Source organism: Pseudoalteromonas sp. SWYJZ98 (assembly GCF_015864495.1).
GTDB lineage: Bacteria > Pseudomonadota > Gammaproteobacteria > Enterobacterales > Alteromonadaceae > Pseudoalteromonas > Pseudoalteromonas distincta.
Genome location: NZ_JADYXA010000026.1, coordinates 1 through 21245, shown reverse-complemented (window position 1 = coordinate 21245; position 21245 = coordinate 1). Strand labels below are relative to the sequence as shown.

11 protein-coding genes are annotated in these 21245 nt (G+C 37.6%); 1 reads left to right on the top strand and 10 read right to left on the bottom strand.

Translation table 11 applies throughout. From position 1 onward, the window contains the following. Positions 1 to 8: 8 nt before the first annotated feature. The 10 genes from I6F10_RS14000 to I6F10_RS13955 form a co-directional block, all read right to left on the bottom strand. A complete protein-coding gene (locus I6F10_RS14000; protein ID WP_197099029.1) occupies positions 9 to 3311 on the bottom strand; it encodes an STY4851/ECs_5259 family protein in 3303 nt (1100 codons plus the stop codon). Positions 3312 to 3606: 295 nt separating this feature from the next. Next, complete coding sequence (locus I6F10_RS13995) at positions 3607 to 4869, bottom strand: DUF2130 domain-containing protein (protein WP_197099028.1); 1263 nt, start codon at positions 4867 to 4869, stop codon at positions 3607 to 3609. 166 nt (positions 4870 to 5035) lie between these two features. Then, positions 5036 to 6712 carry a hypothetical protein gene (locus I6F10_RS13990; protein WP_197099027.1) on the bottom strand — a complete coding sequence of 559 codons (1677 nt, stop codon included), beginning with the start codon at positions 6710 to 6712 and terminating at the stop codon, positions 5036 to 5038. Between the two features lie 26 nt (positions 6713 to 6738). After that, positions 6739 to 8055 carry an McrC family protein gene (locus tag I6F10_RS13985; protein WP_197099026.1) on the bottom strand — a complete coding sequence of 439 codons (1317 nt, stop codon included), beginning with the start codon at positions 8053 to 8055 and terminating at the stop codon, positions 6739 to 6741. Further along, positions 8055 to 10493, bottom strand: coding sequence for an McrB family protein (locus I6F10_RS20290; protein ID WP_231619966.1), 2439 nt, complete (start codon positions 10491 to 10493; stop codon positions 8055 to 8057). Before I6F10_RS20290 ends, I6F10_RS13985 begins: the two co-directional genes overlap by 1 nt. A gap of 138 nt (positions 10494 to 10631) precedes the next feature. Next, positions 10632 to 11990, bottom strand: a complete 1359-nt coding sequence (locus I6F10_RS13975; protein ID WP_197099025.1) for a restriction endonuclease subunit S — start codon at positions 11988 to 11990, stop codon at positions 10632 to 10634. After that, positions 11990 to 13663, bottom strand: a complete 1674-nt coding sequence (locus tag I6F10_RS13970) for an N-6 DNA methylase (protein ID WP_197099024.1) — start codon at positions 13661 to 13663, stop codon at positions 11990 to 11992. Before I6F10_RS13970 ends, I6F10_RS13975 begins: the two co-directional genes overlap by 1 nt. 309 nt (positions 13664 to 13972) lie before the next feature. After that, positions 13973 to 14422, bottom strand: coding sequence for an REP-associated tyrosine transposase (locus tag I6F10_RS13965; protein WP_197099023.1), 450 nt, complete (start codon positions 14420 to 14422; stop codon positions 13973 to 13975). A gap of 118 nt (positions 14423 to 14540) precedes the next feature. Beyond that, on the bottom strand, positions 14541 to 18077 hold the full coding sequence (hsdR, locus tag I6F10_RS13960) for a type I restriction-modification system endonuclease (protein ID WP_197099022.1): 3537 nt from the start codon (positions 18075 to 18077) through the stop codon (positions 14541 to 14543). A gap of 62 nt (positions 18078 to 18139) precedes the next feature. Further along, positions 18140 to 19660, bottom strand: a complete 1521-nt coding sequence (locus I6F10_RS13955) for a sigma-54 interaction domain-containing protein (RefSeq protein ID WP_231619965.1) — start codon at positions 19658 to 19660, stop codon at positions 18140 to 18142. Between the two features lie 345 nt (positions 19661 to 20005). Here I6F10_RS13955 and I6F10_RS13950 point away from each other — a divergent pair, with 345 nt between their 5' ends. Beyond that, positions 20006 to 20653 (top strand): hypothetical protein, encoded by a 648-nt coding sequence (locus I6F10_RS13950; protein WP_197099021.1) that lies wholly within the window; start codon positions 20006 to 20008, stop codon positions 20651 to 20653. Positions 20654 to 21245 lie beyond the last annotated feature (592 nt).

The following is a 21245-nucleotide window of genomic DNA, read 5'->3' as shown; positions in this document are numbered from 1 at the left end:
AATTCCTTTTACACTTCTTGAGTAAAGTAACTCACAAAATAACTATACATAGATGAAAACCAGACGGGTTCAAAGTCTCTTAATTGCTTAAAAGCAAAGGTGATTGCTGAGTCGGTTGAAAATACCTGTTCAAAATTAACTTTTTTAGTTGCTATTGCAGCAGCTATCACCGGATAGTAAACAACCGATGTTTGTCTAAAATGTAAAGGGCCTACAATAGCTCTTGCCTCAGTTAATAAACGCATAGCTTCTTCAATTAATTTTTGCTGTGAATTTGGCCAATCTGATTCAGCATGATCCCTAACTAACTCTTGTAACCAGGTTTCATTTAAGACTTGCTTTTCAAGCGGTAATGGTAACCTTGGTGCCAATTTTTTCCCTTTTAAGTGTTCAATAATTTCTACAGGATAAGTTGGCAACGAATTACTCAAACGATCAAACATTGAATTGACTTGTTCGAGAATAAAGTCAGCAGGAATATTTATTTTTTCTAAAGAGCTAATAAAATCATTTTTGGCACTATGCCAATAGTCCAAAGGAATTAATTCCCAAAGAACCGGAAATTCAGTGTCTAAACGACGAATAAATTCCTCATCCATTTCAAACTTGAATAAAATGCTAGTTAATGCTCTAAGGTTCTTTGTTAATGCTTTAAAAACCTCAAAAGTTGATAAAGGTAAATAACCAAAGTTATCCCACAAACTTCTCATGTAAAGCCAACTGGAGTGGTAATAATCATTAGCCATTACCTCCATCATGTCGGCAATAGCCAAGGGGTTAAATTTAGGATGAAAGGCTCTAACAGCTGATTGCATGCTAGATGAAGATTTAATATTTGCTATTTCGAGTGCATCTTCAAAATAAAATACAGGTCTAAAGTCAATATCAGGCCTATTTTCAGGAATAATTAGCCAAGGCCCCCCTTTAGTCATTTCTTTAGCAACTTCAAACCTATCCAATTCAATGCTACCGAGTATTCTTCGAGGTAAACTTACAGGTTTACATTCAGGTGCTGCTATTTTCATTGCTAGCAGGTTATGGCTCACTTCCCCTGAAGAATCACCTGATTCAAATGAGTACAGTTTATCAACAGGATCAAACTTCACTTCTGATGCAAAGCGTCTTACAGTAAATTGTTTTCTATATCCGCGACATTTGATACTTATAGCAACTTCAGCATCCAACTTGTCACATAAAGACAGCAATGAAACAATTTTTTCTTTAAAACTGTATAAACTAAGAACCTTAGGTTTATTACTTACAGAAATAGATGAAAATATAATGGGAGAATTCCTAATAATAGGCTTTAAGGCAAACTCCAACTCAAATTTTTCGTCATAATCTCGATTAGAAAATAAATAGATTTCAGAACCAAGTAATTGGTGAACGGTAAGCTGTTCTGATAATTCATTCCCATCTTTGTCAAAACCATAAATACCTTCGGCAGGATAAGGCAAAGTAATTTCAATTGGATCACAAAGTAAATTTGCACTTATTTGCATGGTTACTTTTGCAGGAGGCAAAGAATTCGGCGTTATAGTAAAGTGCCTAGTGTTACTATTTTTTGATTGAACTATTTTAGTTTCAGAGGCAATTAGTGAAACAACTATTGGTTGAGCTGTAGTGACATTGATTACTGCATTTTCATTTTCACTGTTGAAGGAAATAGACAAGTCTTGGGGAAGAACCGCTATTTTTCGCTTAATTAAAGTATCGCCGTCATTATTTTTTACACTAAATACATGTTGTCCATATTTCTCATATTCTTTAATAGTATTAACTGGTTTATTATCTAATAATCTCGTCAACCCAAAGTTCACATCTGCATGATCATCTACCGACTTGATTTCAGGGACACCCTTATATACTTGAGCGGGTCTGGTTTCCCATTGAACTTCATCACCAACTATAGCCAGCATTCCACTAGTATTCGATGTAGAGTTTGTACGTAAACGGTATCGGCTTTCTGAACAATAAAATTGAATATCACCTGAAACTTTATACCAACTTAATTTATAGCCATAGGCTTCAATATCTTTATCTTTCAACGCAAAGCCACTAAGGTTTTCGACTTCATAAGATGACGGTACTAAAACATAAATTTCTTTGTGCTTAGTAGTAAAACTTGCCTGACCAATACAAGTATATTTATTTTCATCTTCATCAAAAACAAAACCAATAGGAGCCTCCCCTAATGCAATTGAAGAGTTTTCAATATTAAGCTGCTCAACATTAACCCCTAGTTCAGATAATTCAATAAACAAAGAGCTATCAATATTGGTTCTAGAAAAACAAACACCTTTCTTTCTTGGCTTTATGACTGTGCGATTAGTTTCGAACTGCGCGAACACGCTTCCAAAGTCAGCTCTTTTTTTAGCACCTTCATTTAATCCTAGGTCAAGCTTGCTTGAATTAACGTCTGATTTTTTAAAATTAAAGTTTAGTGATTTAGGTAAGGATACTTCAGAGCTAAACAGTAAATTATTTATATCAAAAAAGTGCTTACAAGATAGTTTCGAATGCTGCTTTTTAATTGAAGAACTTGCTGAGGACGCACCTATCAACCAATTGTCTAATAGGCCTTTTCCTGTATTTACATCTAATGGGATGGGAAATTGACTACGCCAGTTAGGTAAAATTTGATCAAGCTGTGTTGATGGTAAATCATCTTGATTATTTGCATCGACTTTATCAGCCAGCGTCATTAAATTTCGAACGATTTTAGCGATTAGCTCTACTGATTCATCTTCAGTAAAAACGCTAGGAAAATGTTCTAAATAACCACTTATCAATTGCTTTAATGGAATGCCAATTAAATCGACTTTATAATAGTTACGTAAAATCTTTCTAATCAAATCAGAAAATTTATTCTCTTTTGTACTTATTAGTTGAAACGGTAACCCACCCTCTATAAATACAGAGCCTAAAAAGTTACGTCTTTCAGATTCATAGCTTCGAATAGGTCGTTTCCAAAAACCCTTTAACCCCAAAGGAATAACATCAGCCCTTTGAGAAGCTGTTAACTCAAAACCTAAAGACTGCCAGGCTGAATACCATTCCCATTTAAGTGAATCACAATCTCGCCTGTACCATTCAGAGCAACATAATACAAAGCAAGCGGTCCAATCTTTGTGTTTGCGAGAGCTTATGCTTGTCTTTGGATAAAACCTTGACACAACCGTTTTTAGCTCTTGATACTCTTCATACCTCATCTGATAAGTAAACAAAGGCCCGCCAGTTACTGAGTCTAAATTGCGAGAAGAAAGAAACTGAGAAATCCATTGAGATGGAGTTAAAAAATCATTTTGCACAGGGGATTCCCTCATCAATTGATGCATTAGCTTTATATAAAGCTACGGGTAGAAGGATGATTGGCTCGTTTGATATTTTTATTATCCGAGCAGAGCTATAAATAGAGGGGTAACGCTGGGGTATTATCACTGCAATTCCTTTTTACTGCTTCCCGACCTTGGGATAGTTATATACTACTAGCGTTAATCTACCATTCATTTTACTCAAATCAAGTGGTTAAGTGATTATTTAGATAAATCACTTATATTAGCGACCAGTTAAGAGCAAAATTTGCTCTTAACTGGTTTTTGTTTATTACTCTAAAGTAGCTATTTCATCCAACATTGGCATACCACCATGCGAGAGGCCCTGCAGCTCACCACAAATCGACATCATTTGCGATGTTATCCCTGTTATTTGTCCTTCACGCTTTTTCCAAATCCTTTGCATTGCATTTCTTTCTTTATCAAGTTCGATTTTCATTTGTTCTTGATGATCTACAACCGCTTTTAAACGATGAACAAATTGCGTGCTGCAAATATAATCATATATGGCTTCTACTTGTTCACTTTTGCCCGCACTCACCGTTTTTTGGCGCTGTGACTCTAGCAGCACTATTCTAAGCGCCTCACTAAGCCCTTTTGCTAAAGCAGGTTTAACTAACCAAACTCCATCAACCATTAACATAGGTTCATTTGTATTTGCAGGAAATACGGTTGTTACTAGCACTCCAATATCACCAGCAGCATTTTGTACATCTGTTTTAAGTTTGCTGACCCAGGCGTTTGACCAATTTTCAGCTCGCTTTGTTTCCCAAACTATTTTTCCGCATACAGTACCCGAGCGCATGCAAACCGTTTGTATAACATCTGCGCCTTTAGCTCCTTTTTTTACAGGTTCAATAAAATCTACTGGGTATAACTGAGCCAATGTAGTCTCTAGCTCAAGCTCTAAAACTTCACCTTGTAACTGTTGTGACCCTTGCTCTAGCTTGCGCTTAAGGTCGTTATTAGCTTTGGAAGCATCATCAATTTTTTTACGGTACTCAGCTTCTTTCAATTTGAACTCATTTGCAGCATCATCACGAAGTAACTGCTTTTGCTCTTCAATTTTACGTGCGAATTCAAGCTCAAAGTTTTTTTGTTTATCTTCAAGCTCTGTTTTAACTTTTCTGAGTTTAAGCTCTTCGTTTCTAAATTGATCTAATTGCTCATCTTTAGATTTAATTGACTCTTCTAGGCTTTGTTGTTCTAAACTGACAGCCTCTCTCACGCGCTGCTCTACTTTTACTTTTTCAGATTCAATCTTAGCATTTAGTATTTCTGCACTTTGCTTACTATCTTCTAACTGCTCTTTTAATTGGGTTAATTGCTGCTGAAATATTTTTGACGCTGATTTTTCTGCCTCTTTTGTGGCTTGGGCTTTAAAGGAAGTTAATTGCTGGTTGAGTAGTTGCTCATACTCGTTCTCATGCTGCTCAATTAAATGCTTTGCTATCGCATCTTGTACATGAAAGTCAGTATCACAATGAGGACAGGTAATTGAATCAGTTGCATTAAGAATTATTTTAGAAGTCATGGCTGAGCCTTGTAATAGTTAAACACATGGCTACTATTACAAGGTTGATGCCAAAACATAACTAATTGTTTATTAACATATTATGTTTATTTCCAAACTGATAGGTGGAAATTAAATTACTTTTATGTAAATAATTTCACTATTAAAATGTACATATAAAAATAAGTTACTTATTGTGTTTTTCATATATTTGAGTTCTGCTTAGCGTTAAAATTGCTTGGTAAAGAGCAATATTAAACACTTTATATTCATCTTTATTCTGAGGGCCAATCTCACCACTGTAAATTGGAAGAGACTTCCTAAAGTCAATCAAGTTAACCTCAATTTTTCTATCAACAATAACTTGAATATATTGGCTTTTATTTACTTTGTTCACACTGTTAAAAAAGTCGACAGAGTCCACATCGCACAACATGCTTAAGTACTTAAATAGGTCAAATGAATGACAACCTTCAATAACTACATCATGGTTTAACAATGCATCAATAAAATTAGGGGTCAATTTGTTGAGTGGCTCAAGTGTAGCCCTATGAGTAGCTAATAAGCTGAAATACACTTTTTTCAAACATATTAAGTTCTGATATACATAGGCTGCCATTTTAACGGAGCTTTGAAATGGCCTATTAAAAAAACCTGATATTTTGATTTCTTCTGTTAGTTCAATACCAGTATTTATTTCTAAGACAAATTCATACTTGGCATTTTGCTGCCTTACCTTTATTGCCTTTACATAGGGCTTTACAAAGTTAAAATTAAGCTCAATAAACTCTTCGGTTATATCAATTTCTATAAACTTATTGTGGTTACTAACAATCGAAGTAAGGTCTAACCTTTTGAAATAATCATTATCCGAAGCTGCATCAGCGAGTTCATCCTCTAACTCATCAATTTTGTCTTGTTGGACTTCATACTTATCGGCAAGCTGGGTAATGAGTTCCTCTATACCTAGCTCTTTAATTAGTGATTTAGCATATGGTTTACCAAGATTATCTATTAAATCAATAAGCCAAGGCTCATGACCTTGTATTAGCACATTAGAAATTATATTTTCAAATTCGCTTATTCTATTTAGGTTTGTATCTATTGGCTTGCTCTTATAATCCCAATATAGAGATCCTATATAACCACAATCATCACCGTCCACGTCATCAGCATAACCACCCAAAACTATTAATTGCTTAAGTTCATATATTAAATTTTGTTCAATTAATAATGTATTTAACATAGAGTTGTCTGAAAGAGGGACATCAAAATCAACATTTATAAATCTTGCAAAGTTTTGATACTCAGCCTGAAGCAGGACAGCCAAAGGGCAAAACGCAGAGTTAGTTATCGAATACCCGCAAAACTGTCTTACTTCAGGGTTTTCCATCATTGGGGTTCCGATTACTGCAAGGTTTATGTCAGGGAATAAAAGCAAAGCATTAAACACATACTCTAATCCATTAGCCATCGCGAGTGTTATTGGGTAATTTATATCATCGTACTCGCCAACGTATTGATGATTAATATTTGCACCCAGTAATAATAGTGTAATGGCAAGCTCTTCGTCATTACTTTCGATTGCGCTTAAAAGCAACTCTTCAATTTCATCGTATTGCTTAGCTAAATAACAGGCTTTTACAAAATCCCCCTCTTCAAGCGCATTATAATAATCGGCTAGATGGTCTGCATCCTCATCAGCGTAATAGCTAAAACCATCTAATGGTTTTAATATTTTATTTTTATGAGTTTGTAATAAATCATTTTTATGAGCTTCAATTAAATTGCATGCTTTATAATTATTCAGCAGGTCAAAATCTTGAATTATGACCCTTCGAATAGTTTCTTCTATTGGTTGCATCGACTGCTCCACTCGCAACGTTAATATTAAATAAGACCGATATTTAAACAGCTCAAATCTATTCTATTTTCACATTCAGCTTGTATATCAAAAGGAACAACCCAGAGTTTTAGCGCACCACCCTCATAATTAAAGCTCTGCGGGAATGCACTACTAAACACGTCTGTTTTAGGGTAAATAAGGACTAAGTCACCTTCTCCATTTAAGTAAGTATGACCATAGCCAAGCATTTGATAAAAATCAGCTTGAGAAAGCCCAAACTTGTCTTTTCGTTTAGAGTTTTTCTCGTTTATTAATTTCCATTTTGTATCAAGCACAATGTCATTATTTTTATCAATATCACCTTTGTGTGAGATGTATAAATCCGGTTTTAGTAAAAAATAAGGCGTATTTCCATAATCAACTAAAGACTTACTGCTCACCTGGGCAGATACCTCACCCAAACTTATAATATGCTTTTTTAAATACTGAGCTACAAAGCTTTCAAAAACAGCTTCCATAGGAAACAACAACGAAAATGCATTGCTCTTGCCCTGCAAAGTTAACGGAGAAAACCCATCAATAATTAGCTTTGTCCACGCCAGTGGGGCTTCGTAATACTTCATTCCTCTATCTAGCTTAACGCTGGCAAAGTCATTTTTTACATTATTACTTAGTGGTATGTCTGCAAAAGCAAATAACAGCTCTTGCAGTAGTTTTTGGTTATTAGCACTGCGGCTATAGCCTTTCACCTTTACAAGTGCGGTGTGTATTAATCGATTAACCGGCCTGTCTTGTAAATACTCTTCGTACTCAACATAAAACTTATGTTTATTAATAAAGTTATGCTTAACTTGTTTACCTACCAAAAGCTTACCTTTTAAAAAGGCAACGTTATCTTCTTTTAGTACATAGTCACTTTTAAGCCCGCGCTTTATTAAGGTATTTACAGAGGCTAAAAACTGGCTAATAAAAACCTCTAGTAAAGGTATTTTATTTTCAGCTAAATTAGCGTTATTAGTTTGTAAGTGCCTAAACTGCTTAAGTGATTTAAGCATCATTAGTAATGACGCGCGCGAGGCGCTGTCATCACTATTTTTAGCTACTTTAGGCAATACTTCTATTTGGGTTCCATCGGGAGTAAAAATCACACCGGCATAGTTTTTAACTTGTAATACTTCACAGCTATCAACTTGCCTTAAGCGCATAAATCGACTTTCTGAGTCATCACATAAACATAAGCTTTTTAAATAGTCATATGCACTTTGTGGAATAACCTCTACCCGACTAGACATTTGAGCTTTTTCACAAAAGCCCAAATACCCAAACTCAAAAACAGTAGTTTGCTTTTTTACTTCCGGCATTACTGAGCACTCGAGGATGTAACTTCACCTGCATCATCACTAGTGTTCGCTGGGCTTTTAAGCAATGTATCGTCATAAATAGTTTGATAGGCTGTCGGCTTATTCCATACTGAACCTTGAACGTTAAAATCAGCTAAGGTGTATGTGGTTTTTGTGTCTTCGTAGGTTTCTAAGCCATGATTTTCACCAAAAATATCAGTATATTTTTCGTTTTTCGACTTCACAAAAATATATTGTTCTAATTCACTTTTTTCTTTTCGGTTGTCACCTAATACTAAGCGAATTTTATTCCAGTCTTCAAAAAAATACTCTTCAAGTAGCGGGATGATTTTATTTTTGAACGTGTTTTTAAGTTCAGTAAAGGCTTTTTCTTCAGCATTATCGTCACTATTAAAAGCGTCTAAAACAGGGATTAAAAAAGCATGCCCTAATGTATGTTCTCGGTCGTAAAGCACCTCAATACGCTTGTTCATTGTTTTAAGTAGCAGCTCAAGGTCAATACCTTTAACTTCTTTACCTTTAAACAATTCTGGCTGTGGCATCATTTCTATAAAATCAAAACGGCGACGCAATGCAGTATCCATCATCGCTAGTGATCTATCAGCCGTATTCATAGTTCCAATTAAATATAAGTTATCAGGTACTGAAAATGGCTCTTCCGAATTAGGTAAAATAACCTCTAATTCGTCTTTAGCACCTAAACGCTTTGACGGTTCAATTAAAGTAATTAATTCACCAAATATTTTTGAGATATTGCCTCGGTTGATTTCATCAATAATTAACACATAATTTTTACGTTCAATATGGGTATTAGAATTATCATCTGCAAGTGACTTTATATATTTAATCATTGCAGCGTAATAAGGTTCTAGCCCACCTTTAATCACGCGTTTTTTATCAAATATGGCTTTGAGTGTTTTAACATTTAATGAGTGAACTGACGTACCTATTTTTTTATCGAAACGAATGACATCATTATCAATATCGTAAACATTTATAGATGATTTCCCACTTACTGTTTGAATTTCAATACCTGTTTCAACTTCACTAAATTTTTCAACAAATGCTTGCCAGCATGTAATGAAAGACTCACTACTTTTGACAGTGATTGTTTCCCGATAGGTTTTAGCCTCATCACATATTTCTTTAAAAACACCATCCTTTTCAAAATATGTTAACTGTTTACCTTTAGTTCTGGCGGTTAATCCAATAACAAACTCTTCATAACCATAACTCTGATGAAAGGTAACAAAGCGAATTTGGCCTTTGGCAACCAATAACTTATACGCGTTTTCAAGCTTTTCTCTAACCGTTAAATCATCAGATTCAACGGTGTTATCAACAATTGACTTGTGAAGTAAGGGGTCGGCAGCTTTAACAGCTGCTTCAATACAGTGGTAGGTTTTTCCTGTACCTGGTGGCCCGTAAAGGATCTGATTTAGTGGGGAGTGAGCACCTAGTGGACCACCATCTTTATTACCATCATCACTAATACTTTCTACTTCACCATAAAATGTTGGCCAACGAGAATCACCACATAATCCGTTCTCTTGAAAAGTAGCTAGCTGCCCTTTCAATACTTCATTGATTAAAGCTTCATTCGACTTCAAGTCTAGATTGAGAGGAATTTTTTTCGCTTCTTCACGGTCGTATCGCTTAGTAAAATATAAATTTAGTTGCCCCTTTTCAATAACAAACATTCCTGCCACTTTACCTGGCTTTTTCGTATTATCTTTACTTCCAAAACGTAAAGGAGATGACTCTTGATTAATATTGTATAAGTCAAATCTTGGTTCCGCCTCATGTATAACTCTTATGGCATCATCAAATATTTTTTTATTTAAACCTTTCTTATTAATGAATTTTTCAAATGCTATCGAAGTGTTACATTTCTCGATATAAGGAAACTCGTTAGAGTCACTTAAACCAATTTTTTTTGCTAATTGCTCATATGTAAATTGAAACCCTTTAATCTGGCTTGTAGACCACTCAACAATTTGTTCTAAGCTAAGAGCTAAAGCATCATTAATTGGTAATTGGCTTACTATTCCCGATGAGGTAAATTCGCCTCGTACTTCAAGATATCTTTTTCGTTTTTCATCATTTCCTTTCAAAGAAACTGTATCAATTTTTATATTTAATCCTTCAGTATTAAACCCAACGGTATAAGCTAAAGCTTTAGGAGAATTTGTACTTGGGTAAATCTTGCCCCACATATAACTTTCAAACTTTTGAGCTTGATTAACTGGGCTTTTTCTAATATCAATTCGTCCATTGGGGAAAACTTGTGTTTGTAGGCTATCTGTCCATTGCTCGACTAGTCTATAGATATTAGCTAGCCCTTTATAAGCCGATTGATGATCAACATCATTTTTATGATATTTTTGTTTGGCCCACGTTTTTAAAAGATCAAATTGTTGCTTATTGAAAAAGCTCATTGTTTAAGTCCCTGTTACTTAGGTTTATTCCGCAGCCATTCAGTTTTTTCTAACCTTTGGCTTATATATCGCTTTTTTCCGACAATGGGTGTTTATTCGCAACCATGTCGGCATAAATGCCGACCTACAAATAGCGTGTTATTTCTTACTGGCTTTTGCTGCCTTTTTGGCAGCTTTTTCTAGCTTTTCGGCTTCAAGTCGGGCGGCTTTTATACGCGCTAATAACTTATCGGCAGGTTCGTCGTTTGGGTCTTGTGGTACAAGTTCACCGCGAAAGGCTTTGGCTAATATCGATTGAGTTAGGTTATCAACTCGCTGCTTGGCATTCGCGAGGTTCTTTTCTAAGGTATCGGCTAAAGCGAAGTATTGTTCTACAAGACGGACGATTTCGGTTTGTTCGGTCATTGGAGGTAAATTAAATTCTAATGCCTTTAGCTTTTGAGCATTTATATTGGACTGGCTCACACCATCTGTTTTCACTTCCCTACAATAAGCTCTTGCCTTTGGGCTATTTAATAAAAAATTTAAAAAAAGTGCATCAAGTCTTTCACTTCCTTGAACTCTAATCAAATACCCTGCAAAAATACTTTCTTTCTCCCCTAGGTATATTGCTGTTTTTCCAACAAGTTCAGGGCTATTGGTTCGATTAAAAACAACATCATATTTATTTAGTTTATATTTCTTTATTTCATCCGGATCTGAGGTATAAACAAGCTTCTCCCAATCTAGTTTTCCTGATTGAATATTCCCCATGCGCAATACAGGAACCCTACCTTCTTTCTCTGATTTAGTTGAAGAGCCATAATTAAAGCCTTTACCTACATCACCTAACTTAACTTGTTTCCATTGTGCTATGTCACTAGAGTCACGCCATTGCTCGGTGAGTTTGCCGGAGACGGCGGCGGCGAGGACGGATTGGCGGAAACGTTTTATGATATCCGGTAAGTTGTTAAGGCGTTGTTGAATGGTGTCGACCTGCGCCAATACGCTATCAAGCTTTTCAACAATGCGCTTTTGTTCGGGGTGTGGTGGAAAACCTATTGTATGAGCTTTGATAATTTGCTGAGAAATATTTGGCTGTGCTCCACCTTTACCTTTATCAATGAAGTTTTGCTTTTCATTTTTAAGTATATAGTAAAGAAATTCAGTATCTGTAACATCTGCTATAGGCTGACCAACAGCACATGCCTGATTAGTTGTAGCATCAAAGTCTAAGATAGAAGTTTTACCTATCGTGGCACCATACATCGCTATTGCAACTGACCCTTTGGTGAAAAGCTTCGCGCTAGAATTTTTAACACCTAGTTCAGTGATATGCTCAGAAGCTACTTTTAATCTTCTTGGACCGAGATCACCAGTTTTTACCCAAGGGATATCGCCACCGTAATAAGAAGTTTCACTTCTTTTTGGTGTTCCACCTGCTCCCCACTTGGCAATTTCTTCTAAAGGAGCTTCAACCCAGCCCTTAGGTAATTTGATCTCTTCCTGTTGAGTCATTACTCAGCCCCCTCAATGACTTTTTTCTCTAGCCCAAATTCTTCAGCCAACAAAGCAACTTGCCCCTCAGCTTGGTCACTTGCGCCAAGATCTATCATCAGCTGGTTCATTTCTCGTAGCGCTTCGGTCAGTTCTGTCATCGCTTGAGTCGCTAATACATCAGGCTCAGGCAAATTTGCAGCATCGGTTACTGAGTTATCTTTAAGCCATGTTATATCTAAGCTGTCGTTTTTAGCTTTAATAAACTCACGTGAGAATTTGCGCCAGCGAGCGTTTTCTATTAGCTCAGAGTTGTCAGTGTTTTTAATATCTTCATCATTGATAGGTGTAGTACAACCTAAAATATTGTAAACGCCTTCTTCGCGCGAATCGAGCATTTCTTTAAGGCTTTGGCAGCCTGTAGAACCTTCATTGCCTTTTTGGGCTAAAGCCCAACCTACAGGGTTGTATACCTGTTCGAAGTTTTCGAGGTATTTATGAGTAAATGGGCTGCGTTTACCAAAGGTTTGCATGTTAGTACGTAAGTCGTACACCCAGGTGTTTGTTGTACAGTCTTTATCTTGGTTTGGATTTTGCGGCGTGCCTTTTTGAAAAAACAACACGTTAGTTTTAACACCCGCAGCGTAAAATATACCGGTAGGTAGGCGTAAAATTGTGTGTAGGTTACATTTGTGCATTAAGTCGGTGCGTATTTCAGTGCCTCTGCCACCTTCAAATAATACGTTATCGGGTATTACCACTGCCGCACGACCACCTGGTTCAAGGCTATTGTATATATGCTGCATAAAACACAGTTGCTTGTTTGATGTTGGGTATACAAAGGTACGGGTAATATTAGTGCTGCTTGCCGAGCCAAACGGTGGGTTTGTAAGTATTACATTGGCTTTTGGCAGGTTTTCGCCATCGTTACCTAAGCTGTTACCAAGGCGTATAGCACCGCCTAGTTCGTCATTGCCTTCAATGTCGTGTAATAAACAGTTCATTAATGCAAGGCGGCGGGTTTCAGGTACTAGCTCAAGCCCAACAAAGGCACGCTTCATTTGGAATTCTTGGGTTTCGTCGTCTAGGTCGTCTAAATCGTTGGTTTGGCTTTTAATGTATTTGTCGGCCTCGATTAAAAAGCCTGCGGTGCCCGCTGCGGGATCTTGAATGATTTCGCGCGGTTGTGGCTGTAGTAAACGCACCATTGTTTCTATTAGTGGCCTTGGCGTAAAGTACTGGCCAGCGCCCGATTTAGTTTCGTTGGCGTTTTTTTGCAATAAGCCTTCGTACATGTCGCCAAAGTCGTCACGGGTTTTAACAACATTCTCGCCATCGCCGCTTTCGTACCAATCTAGGCTATCCATTGTGGTTACAAGCTCTGTAAGCTGCCCTGCATTGGTAATGGTGGTATTTACGTTTTGGAATATAGCACGCACAATGGCGTGTTTGTCGTTACCTAGCTGTACTAGCATGTTGCGGTAAAACTGTAATTGGTCGAGCCCTATTTTGCCTTTTAGGTCGTTCCAACGCATGCCTTGTGGTAGTAGGTCGGTTTCGGTGCCTGTTTGCTCGGTCATTTTTAAAAACAGCAATGTGGCCAGCTCGTTTACGTAGTTTTGATACGACACGCCGCCATCGCGCAGGGTGTCACACATTTTCCAAAGTTTGGCTACTAAATCATTGTTGTTCATAGTGTCTCTTCATTTGTAGGTTGGCCATTAGGCCAAAATTTAATTTTGCTTAATAACTTGTTGGGCTAAAGCCCGAACTACAGTGTTTATTTGTAGGTTGGCCTTTAGGCTAACATTTTAATATTGCTTAATAGCTTGTCGGGCTAAAGCCCGACCTACATCGTTTATTTGTAGGTTGGCCTTTAGGCTAACATTTTAATATTGTTCAATAATTTTCGGGCTAAAGCCCGACCTACACCTTTATTTGTAGGTTGGCCTTTAGGCTAACATTTTAATATTGTTTAATAGCTTGTCGGGCTAAAGCCCGACCTACAGGTATATTGAATTCCAATATGGATAATTCTTTATATCTTTAACTAGCCCTTTTCTTAATGGGTTAGCAACTATATACCGTGCGATATTCTTTCTATTCTCTTCTTCACGTAAAGCATGATCATAAAACGATGTTTGCCATAATTTTCCTTTACGGCCTAATTCAGCATTTATTTTATACGCTGTGGTGCCTTTTAATTCTGCTATCACCTTTGATAGCTGCTCCTTCTCACCTAACCTTAACAAGCCATGAAAGTGATCTGGCATCAATACCCACGTTAACCATTTACACTGATGCTTTTGTTCATTTACAGCGATGTGTTGGCAAAACAAACGTGCAATTTTAACATCTTCAAATATTGATAACCTATTATGAGTATTAAAAGTTATAAAATATTCTGCACTTGCTTGTGAATATCGTCCTTTTCTTAAGTCATTCCATGACATAATTCCACCCTCTATTTTGTCGGGCTAAAGCCCGACCTACACCGTTTGTAGGTTGGCCTTTAGGCTAACATTTAATATTGCTTAATAATTTTTCGGGCTAAAGCCCGACCTACATTAATTAAGCAGGTTGCTCCCACATATAGTTATTAAATTGTTCTAGCACTTGGTTAAGCTCGTTATTAAAAATAGCATCGAGCTTGCGCTTACCACCTCGGCGGCGGTAATTACCGGTTTTAAAGGTGTCGTCGTCAATGGCTACTTGCTCTTTTAAGCTATTGGCTAAGCGCTCTAACCACTGTAGCTGTTCGTTACTCCACGGTTTTTGCTGCTTTATTTTAGCCAGTGCGTTATTTACACGCTCATCAAACGGGAGTAATGCATCGCCGAGTGCTGCGCGGCGAATATGCCCTATTAACCGTGCGGCAATATCTTGGTTGGTGGTTTTTTTCCATGCAACCCTAAGTGTTGACTCGTCAAACGATTGCGCATCAAACCACTCTTGTAGCTCTATTAATGCTTTACGGGTTAAGTCTTTAGGTTTGGTGATAACGGTTTGTAGTGCAGCTTGACTGTTTTCGCTTTGCTCAACGAGTTTGTCAAACGCGTCTAAAAAGTCTTCGGCGTTGTCGTAATCGCCATAGCCTTCTTTAAATTCTATTAGCTCGTCTTCTATGTCGGTAAAAATAGGCTCGTGGCGTAGCTCGTTTATTTGCTTTTTAAGATGCTCTAGGTTTTCGACCAGCTTTGGAAGTTGAGTAAAAATTTCAGCGCTTTGCTCTGGCCCTTTAGTTTTTAGGGTTTGTGCAAGGCTTGCAAAGTCGCAACCGGCAGCACCGGCCAATACGGTATCTAAGCGTTTTATTGATTGGTCTATTTGGGCTGATTTATCTTGATTAAATACACCATGACCGACAATGCGCTGTACTTTAGCCACGAGTTGCTCGTGGCTGTGGTGTGCAAACGAGCGACCATCGGCTTCGAGTGTTTTATAAGTTTGTGAGTCGGTTATTTCGTTTACTAAGGTGTTTAACTCTACTTTTGGACGCACAACGACTGGGGGCATTGTATCTACCGATTCTAGCGAGTCGTATAAATCGACGGCATCGTAAATGGTAAAGTTAACTTTGCCAACCTCTGGGCATAAACGTGTGGCACGCCCTTTCATTTGCTCGTACAAAATACGGCTTTTTACTTTACGTAAAAATACGAGGTTACAAATACTCGGTACGTCTATCCCTGTAGTGAGTAGGTCTACCGTTACCACAATATTAGGTAAACGTTCTTTGTTGTAGCGGGTGATCATACTTTGTATTTTTTTAGGATCTTTATCGCTTTCGCCGGTTATTTTTATAATGGCGTCGTGCTCAAGGTTTGGATAATGCTTTTTAAAAGCCTCACGCAGCTCAATCACCATGTTATCGGCATGGGTGTTGTTTACACAAAATATGAGTGTTTTTTGCTTACCTGTTGGGTCGAGCTTTGTTGCGAGTGATTCGGCAACTATTTTATTAAAGTTTGATGCAATAATATCGCGGTTAAAGCTGGCTACTTCAAAGTCGCGTTCATCTTCAAGGGTATCTTGAATTAGCTCCCCTTGAGAGGTTAAGCGTGTTACCTCTGAGCCTTTATCTATGTAAATGCCGTTTTGGTTTAATTTAGTAATAATTTTTATAGGCGGTGCTTGGTCTATTAAGTAGCCGTCTATCACCGCTTTGCGGTAGCTATAACGATACACAGGCAAACCAAAAATATCGGTTGTATGTAATGCAGGTGTTGCAGTAAGCCCTATTTTTACTGCATCAAAATGGTCAAGTATTCTGCGGTACGTTGATACATAATCGAGCTGGTTTCTAAACTCCATTTCGCCATCGGTTTGTTCTTTATCAAGAATATAACCACGGTGTGCTTCGTCTACTATTATGCAGTCGTAGCGCTCTACAGGCATAAATTCATCGCTTTGTAGCGTGCGCTTAACTAGCGATTGAATAGTTGATACATGTATTTTAGTTGCGTCTGACGGAAACTTATCGGTCAGGCTTTTTATATTAAATATGGTGTTAAAAGGCACATCGTTTATGCGAGTGTCATCAAATGAGTTTAATGCTTGCTCACCCAATGAGCGCCTATCGACCAAAAACAAAATACGATTAAATCGGCGTGACTGAATTAACCTGTACATAAGCGCAATAGCGGTACGGGTTTTACCTGTACCGGTTGCCATAGCAAGTAGTATATTTTGCTGGCCTTTTTTAATGGCTTGCTCGGTGGCTGTTATAGCCTCTTTTTGAAAATAACGAAGACCTAAGCCAGTTGGTTCGTTAGTTTCGAGCCATTGCTGCGCGGCATCTATGTTGCCATCGAGCTTAGCTTTTAGTTCGCCTGGTGTATGCCATGCAGGTAATGCTTTAGCTTGGTTACTCACTTTACGAACATCGCGATACCAAATACCGCTTTTACTTAATGACTGGCGACGGTACTCTCGCCCGTTTGTTGAAAATACAAACGGTATTTTATAGCTTCTTGCGTTTGGCTCTTTGGATTCTTTCCACGTAATTTGGTAGCTGTTTTGAGTTTGTAGTTGCTCTGCTACTTTTTGATGCTCTGCTTCGTTTGCAGCTCGCGCTTGAATTTCGGCGTTTAAATGTTCAAGGTTAAAGTAAATACTGTAGCGCTGCGCCTCTGCTAATTTGCCGCATACATCGGTATTTATTTTTTTAGCCTCAACAACCCCTACCGGTTGTAAACCCACAAACAATACATAGTCGGCAAAGCCTGTTTTACCTGTTTCGTCGGTATCGGTTGGCCACTCTGCTATAGCTAAGTTTTTACCTATTTGTGGGCGCGTACCGTTTGCATAATTTAATACGGGTGTGTCGGCAGCCCAGCCTGCATCACGCAGTTGCTGATCAATAAGAAAGCGCGTTTCTTTTTCTGATAGGTCTAAGCGGCGCGCTGCTGCACGCTGAGTGATTTCTTGCTTGTATGCTTTGCGCTCTGCTTGTGTTTTTTGTGCAAGCTCTGCTTCTTTGGCTTGTAGCTGTGCTTCAAGCGCGTTTACTCGGTCTTGTGTTTGCTGCTCGGTTTCTTGCTGCTTGCCTTCTAAAATAGCAATATAGCCACTTAGTGCGGTAAGTTGATTTTTGTTTTGAGCAAGTTCTGTGTCGGTTTGCGCGTTACTATTTAATGCTTGTTGTAGCGCTTGCTTTAGCTCTGTTACTTGGTGTTGGTATTCGTTTTCTTGTTGGCCATCTGGTAGTACAAATATAGGCGCTGCAAAATCAACGTCTTTATTAATTAGTCGGTAGTACCAAATACTTAAACGAAATGCTAAACGCAGTGCCATTTCGGCATCGTCTAAATCGTTGTGGTAGTCGTGAACAGCTTGATTACCTACTTTACGCAGCATATGAAAAATATTGATTATGGTGTCATCAACCCACGATATTTTTGCAAGCTCTCTGATAAGGTCAACCTGCGTAGGGGGAAGCTCTAAATCAAGAAGTTTAGCAATGTGTTTGGCTGACGCTTCTCCAAACATGCGCAGTTTTACTAATGTGGTATTAGGATCGTCAGGAAAATTCTTTTCCGCAGCAAACGCTATGCGGTAAAGAATATCGTTCACACCTTTTAAGAATTCAAAGTTTGATTTTTTCACTGGCTACTTCTCCTTTTACTCAATAGGTATTGGCAACTTATATACCAACACTATTGTCCTTTTTATTTTTCGTGTTTGATGTTTAAGCGCTTCATCCAATTGCTAAGCGTTTGGTGATCTTTTAAGTTAAGCATTTGGGCCGCGTGGCTTTTAACATTTCCACTTGCTTTTAAAGCAGCTAAAACATAAGCTTTTTTATATTTATCAACTAACTGCGTAATATCTAATTTATCGTCGTATGACAGCGTAACATCTGTAAAGCTTTCATTTTTAGCACGATTAATCATGGCACTTGATAAGTCATTTTCAGTTATTGTTTGTGAGTCAGACCATAAAAATGCACGGTTTAATGTACTCCACAGCTCTCTAATATTACCTTGCCACGGCTGAGATAAAATAAACTTTATTCCCTTTTCGGAAATATTTTTACTTATGTAGTCGGGATGTTTGCTACCTGCTTTATTTATTTGCTCTACAAGTTGATTAACAATAACTGTGGTATCTTCAATGCGCTCTCGTAGTGCTGGCATTTGTATAATACCCACTGCTAAGCGATAAAATAAGTCTTCGCGGAACTTACCTTCTTCTACTAGCTTTGATAAATCTTTATGTGTGGCTGCAATAACTCGAACATCGACATTAGTGGTTTGGGTGTCACCTAAACGGTTGATCTCGCCTTGTTGTAATGCCCTTAAAAGCTTTACTTGAATTTCGGGGGTTAATTCACCAACCTCATCTAAAAATAAAGTACCGCCGTCGGCCTGTTCAAAAAGCCCTGGGTGGTCTTTTTCAGCTCCAGTGAAGGCCCCTTTTTTATGACCAAACAAGGTTGAGTCAACGAGGTTTTCTGCAAATGCTCCGCAGTTAATTACTTTTAATGGCTTATTTGCTCGCAAGCTTCCTTTATGAATGGCTGTGGCCATTAGCTCTTTACCAGTTCCGGTTTCACCAAGAATAAGTGCGGGCACTTCTGAGGCTGCAATTTTTTTAGCTTTGTTGACTACATTTTGCATTTGCACTGATTTTGCAGTGAGTTTTGAAAAAGCCTGTTCAATTTTAGGCTCAGAGGTTGCCGTATTCGCTATGTTTTTAGATGCCGACTTTACATACTCTTGGCCAAAATCAATGGGGATATCAACGTGTAGCAACTCATTTTTTGGAGATGCTTGAAGGAATTGAACGTTCGATTTACCTTTACCGATAAGCACAGATAAAGTGGTCATTGCAGGCGTGCCAGAGGTCAGATTTATTGATAAGGAATCTGCCTCTTCACTTAATTTATTGATCCAAAGCGCTGTTACTTGGTGAATAGACTCATAATCAATTGGGCTAACAATATTAGCTTTATGTACCTGAATATCATGATATGGTTTTCCAATTGTAGCCATTCGCTTTTTTACAAAGTCTTCAAACTTTTCCCAATACTTATGCTGGTGATTAGAGAGTATTACAATTTTATCAAAAGGAGTTTGAGAGTTAGTAGCGAGAGTTGAAATTGAAGCATTTTTTTCACCATCGAGCATATTATCAATGTCTTTGGTGCCCAGCCAAGAAAGAAGTATATTCACAGTCCGTTTGCTCATATTGTTACTTTGTAAAGTATATTACATTAAATAATATAATTTACCCATAAAAAATAGCTACTTAACATTCTTTTTTATACAAAGATTAATACAAATGGATTGGTAAATTATTTAAAAGCTTAGCTGGCTTGTTTTATGCCAATACAGCCTTTTTATGCGTTTGAATAAAAGAGGTGGGATCCTATTTAATTTATTTAATAATCTTTTCAGAGCTTTACTGATGAGCTCGTTTCGCCCACTTTAAGCGCAGTCCTGTCGGATAATCATACTATCAAATAAAAATAGTTAAACATTTAACATGCGTAATGTTAGTGGGCGGACGTAAGCATATTTAAGGTTTACACTATGAATCAGTTAGAACAATACTTTCCTTCTGGCCTGTCTATTTCTCGCGCCAAAAAAGATGCAAAAAAACTAAAAAAAGCAATGGCAATCCCTTTAAACCAAGCACTAGATGAAATTGCTCAAAGTGAAATGAATTTAACTTGGGAGCAAGCATTAAAGGCTTTGTCGTCCAACGATTATGGACAAAATGAGCCCCTGAACGAGGAAATGTTAACGTTGCCAGAAGCAGTATTAAGTGCAGAACAAACATCGTCTGAAACAATGTCCGAAGAAAGTTGTGGACAGGCAGATACATTTATTTATCCTGCAAACGAAGTTTTCATTCAGGGTAATGGAAATGGTACTAAGCTGTGGCCGTCACCATTGGCTGCAACCGAAAGCAATGCAGACCTCTTCTGCGATATGCTTAATAAGTTCAGCCTACGTATTTTTGAGTATGACCTAATAGATACAATCTATGAAGACGAAATTGGTGAAACTTCTTATGAAATGTGGTATGAATCAAACTCTCCAATCTATGAATCTAGTGACTGTGAGCGCGAAATTACCGCAGACCCAGACTACATACATGTTAAATCACAGCGTTCACTATATTTCGTAATAAATATGGTTCGCTCCACCCTGATAAGCTGGGAATTAGAAATGTAGCTAGCGTAAATTTGCTGGCTTTACTTTCTCTATATTTTAATAAAGTAAAGCCATATGAATCGTATTACTGATATCTGGGAGCGAGATGATGCTCCCTTTATAAAAAAACACTTAAAAAAACAAAAATACAGTGTAATTTTGCTTTTAATGTTAATAAAACGACTGGACTAAATTTAAACATTGCAATTAAAAATACCTATCTACTTCGAAAAAACCATTAAAAACCTACAAATATTGCCGTTCGTGTTATTTTTAAATTAAAAACAACTAAAGGCTTGCATTATAAAACAGGAGCATTTAAAGTTCGAAACATAAGAGGTTAGCAATGTTATTCCTCTGCAGTCTCCGTGGTAAATGGAGAATAATAAAAATATACAATTAGTTCATAAAAAATTAGTTAGCCTGTTGTGCTACTAAGTTGGGTTCCCCGCTTTGGCGGGGGTGAACGGCAAAACGCTGTAGCAAAAAAAATTTAGTTAGACAGTCGTGCTGCTAAATTGGTTTCCCCGCTTTGGCGGGGGTGAGCGACAAAACACTGTAGTAAAGAAAGTTTAGTTAGACAGTCGTGCTGCTAAATTGGTTTCCCCGCTTT

Excerpts from the sequence above, each read along its gene's own strand:
- I6F10_RS13955 (WP_231619965.1), bottom strand. The coding sequence starts at position 19,660 with ATGAGCAAACGGACTGTGAATATACTTCTTTCTTGGCTGGGCACCAAA.
- I6F10_RS13970 (WP_197099024.1), bottom strand. The coding sequence starts at position 13,663 with ATGAACAACAATGATTTAGTAGCCAAACTTTGGAAAATGTGTGACACC.
- I6F10_RS13950 (WP_197099021.1), top strand. The coding sequence starts at position 20,006 with ATGAATCAGTTAGAACAATACTTTCCTTCTGGCCTGTCTATTTCTCGC.
- I6F10_RS13985 (WP_197099026.1), bottom strand. The coding sequence starts at position 8,055 with ATGCCGGAAGTAAAAAAGCAAACTACTGTTTTTGAGTTTGGGTATTTG.
- I6F10_RS13990 (WP_197099027.1), bottom strand. The coding sequence starts at position 6,712 with ATGCAACCAATAGAAGAAACTATTCGAAGGGTCATAATTCAAGATTTT.
- I6F10_RS13965 (WP_197099023.1), bottom strand. The coding sequence starts at position 14,422 with ATGTCATGGAATGACTTAAGAAAAGGACGATATTCACAAGCAAGTGCA.
- I6F10_RS20290 (WP_231619966.1), bottom strand. The coding sequence starts at position 10,493 with ATGAGCTTTTTCAATAAGCAACAATTTGATCTTTTAAAAACGTGGGCC.
- I6F10_RS13995 (WP_197099028.1), bottom strand. The coding sequence starts at position 4,869 with ATGACTTCTAAAATAATTCTTAATGCAACTGATTCAATTACCTGTCCT.
- I6F10_RS13975 (WP_197099025.1), bottom strand. The coding sequence starts at position 11,990 with ATGACTCAACAGGAAGAGATCAAATTACCTAAGGGCTGGGTTGAAGCT.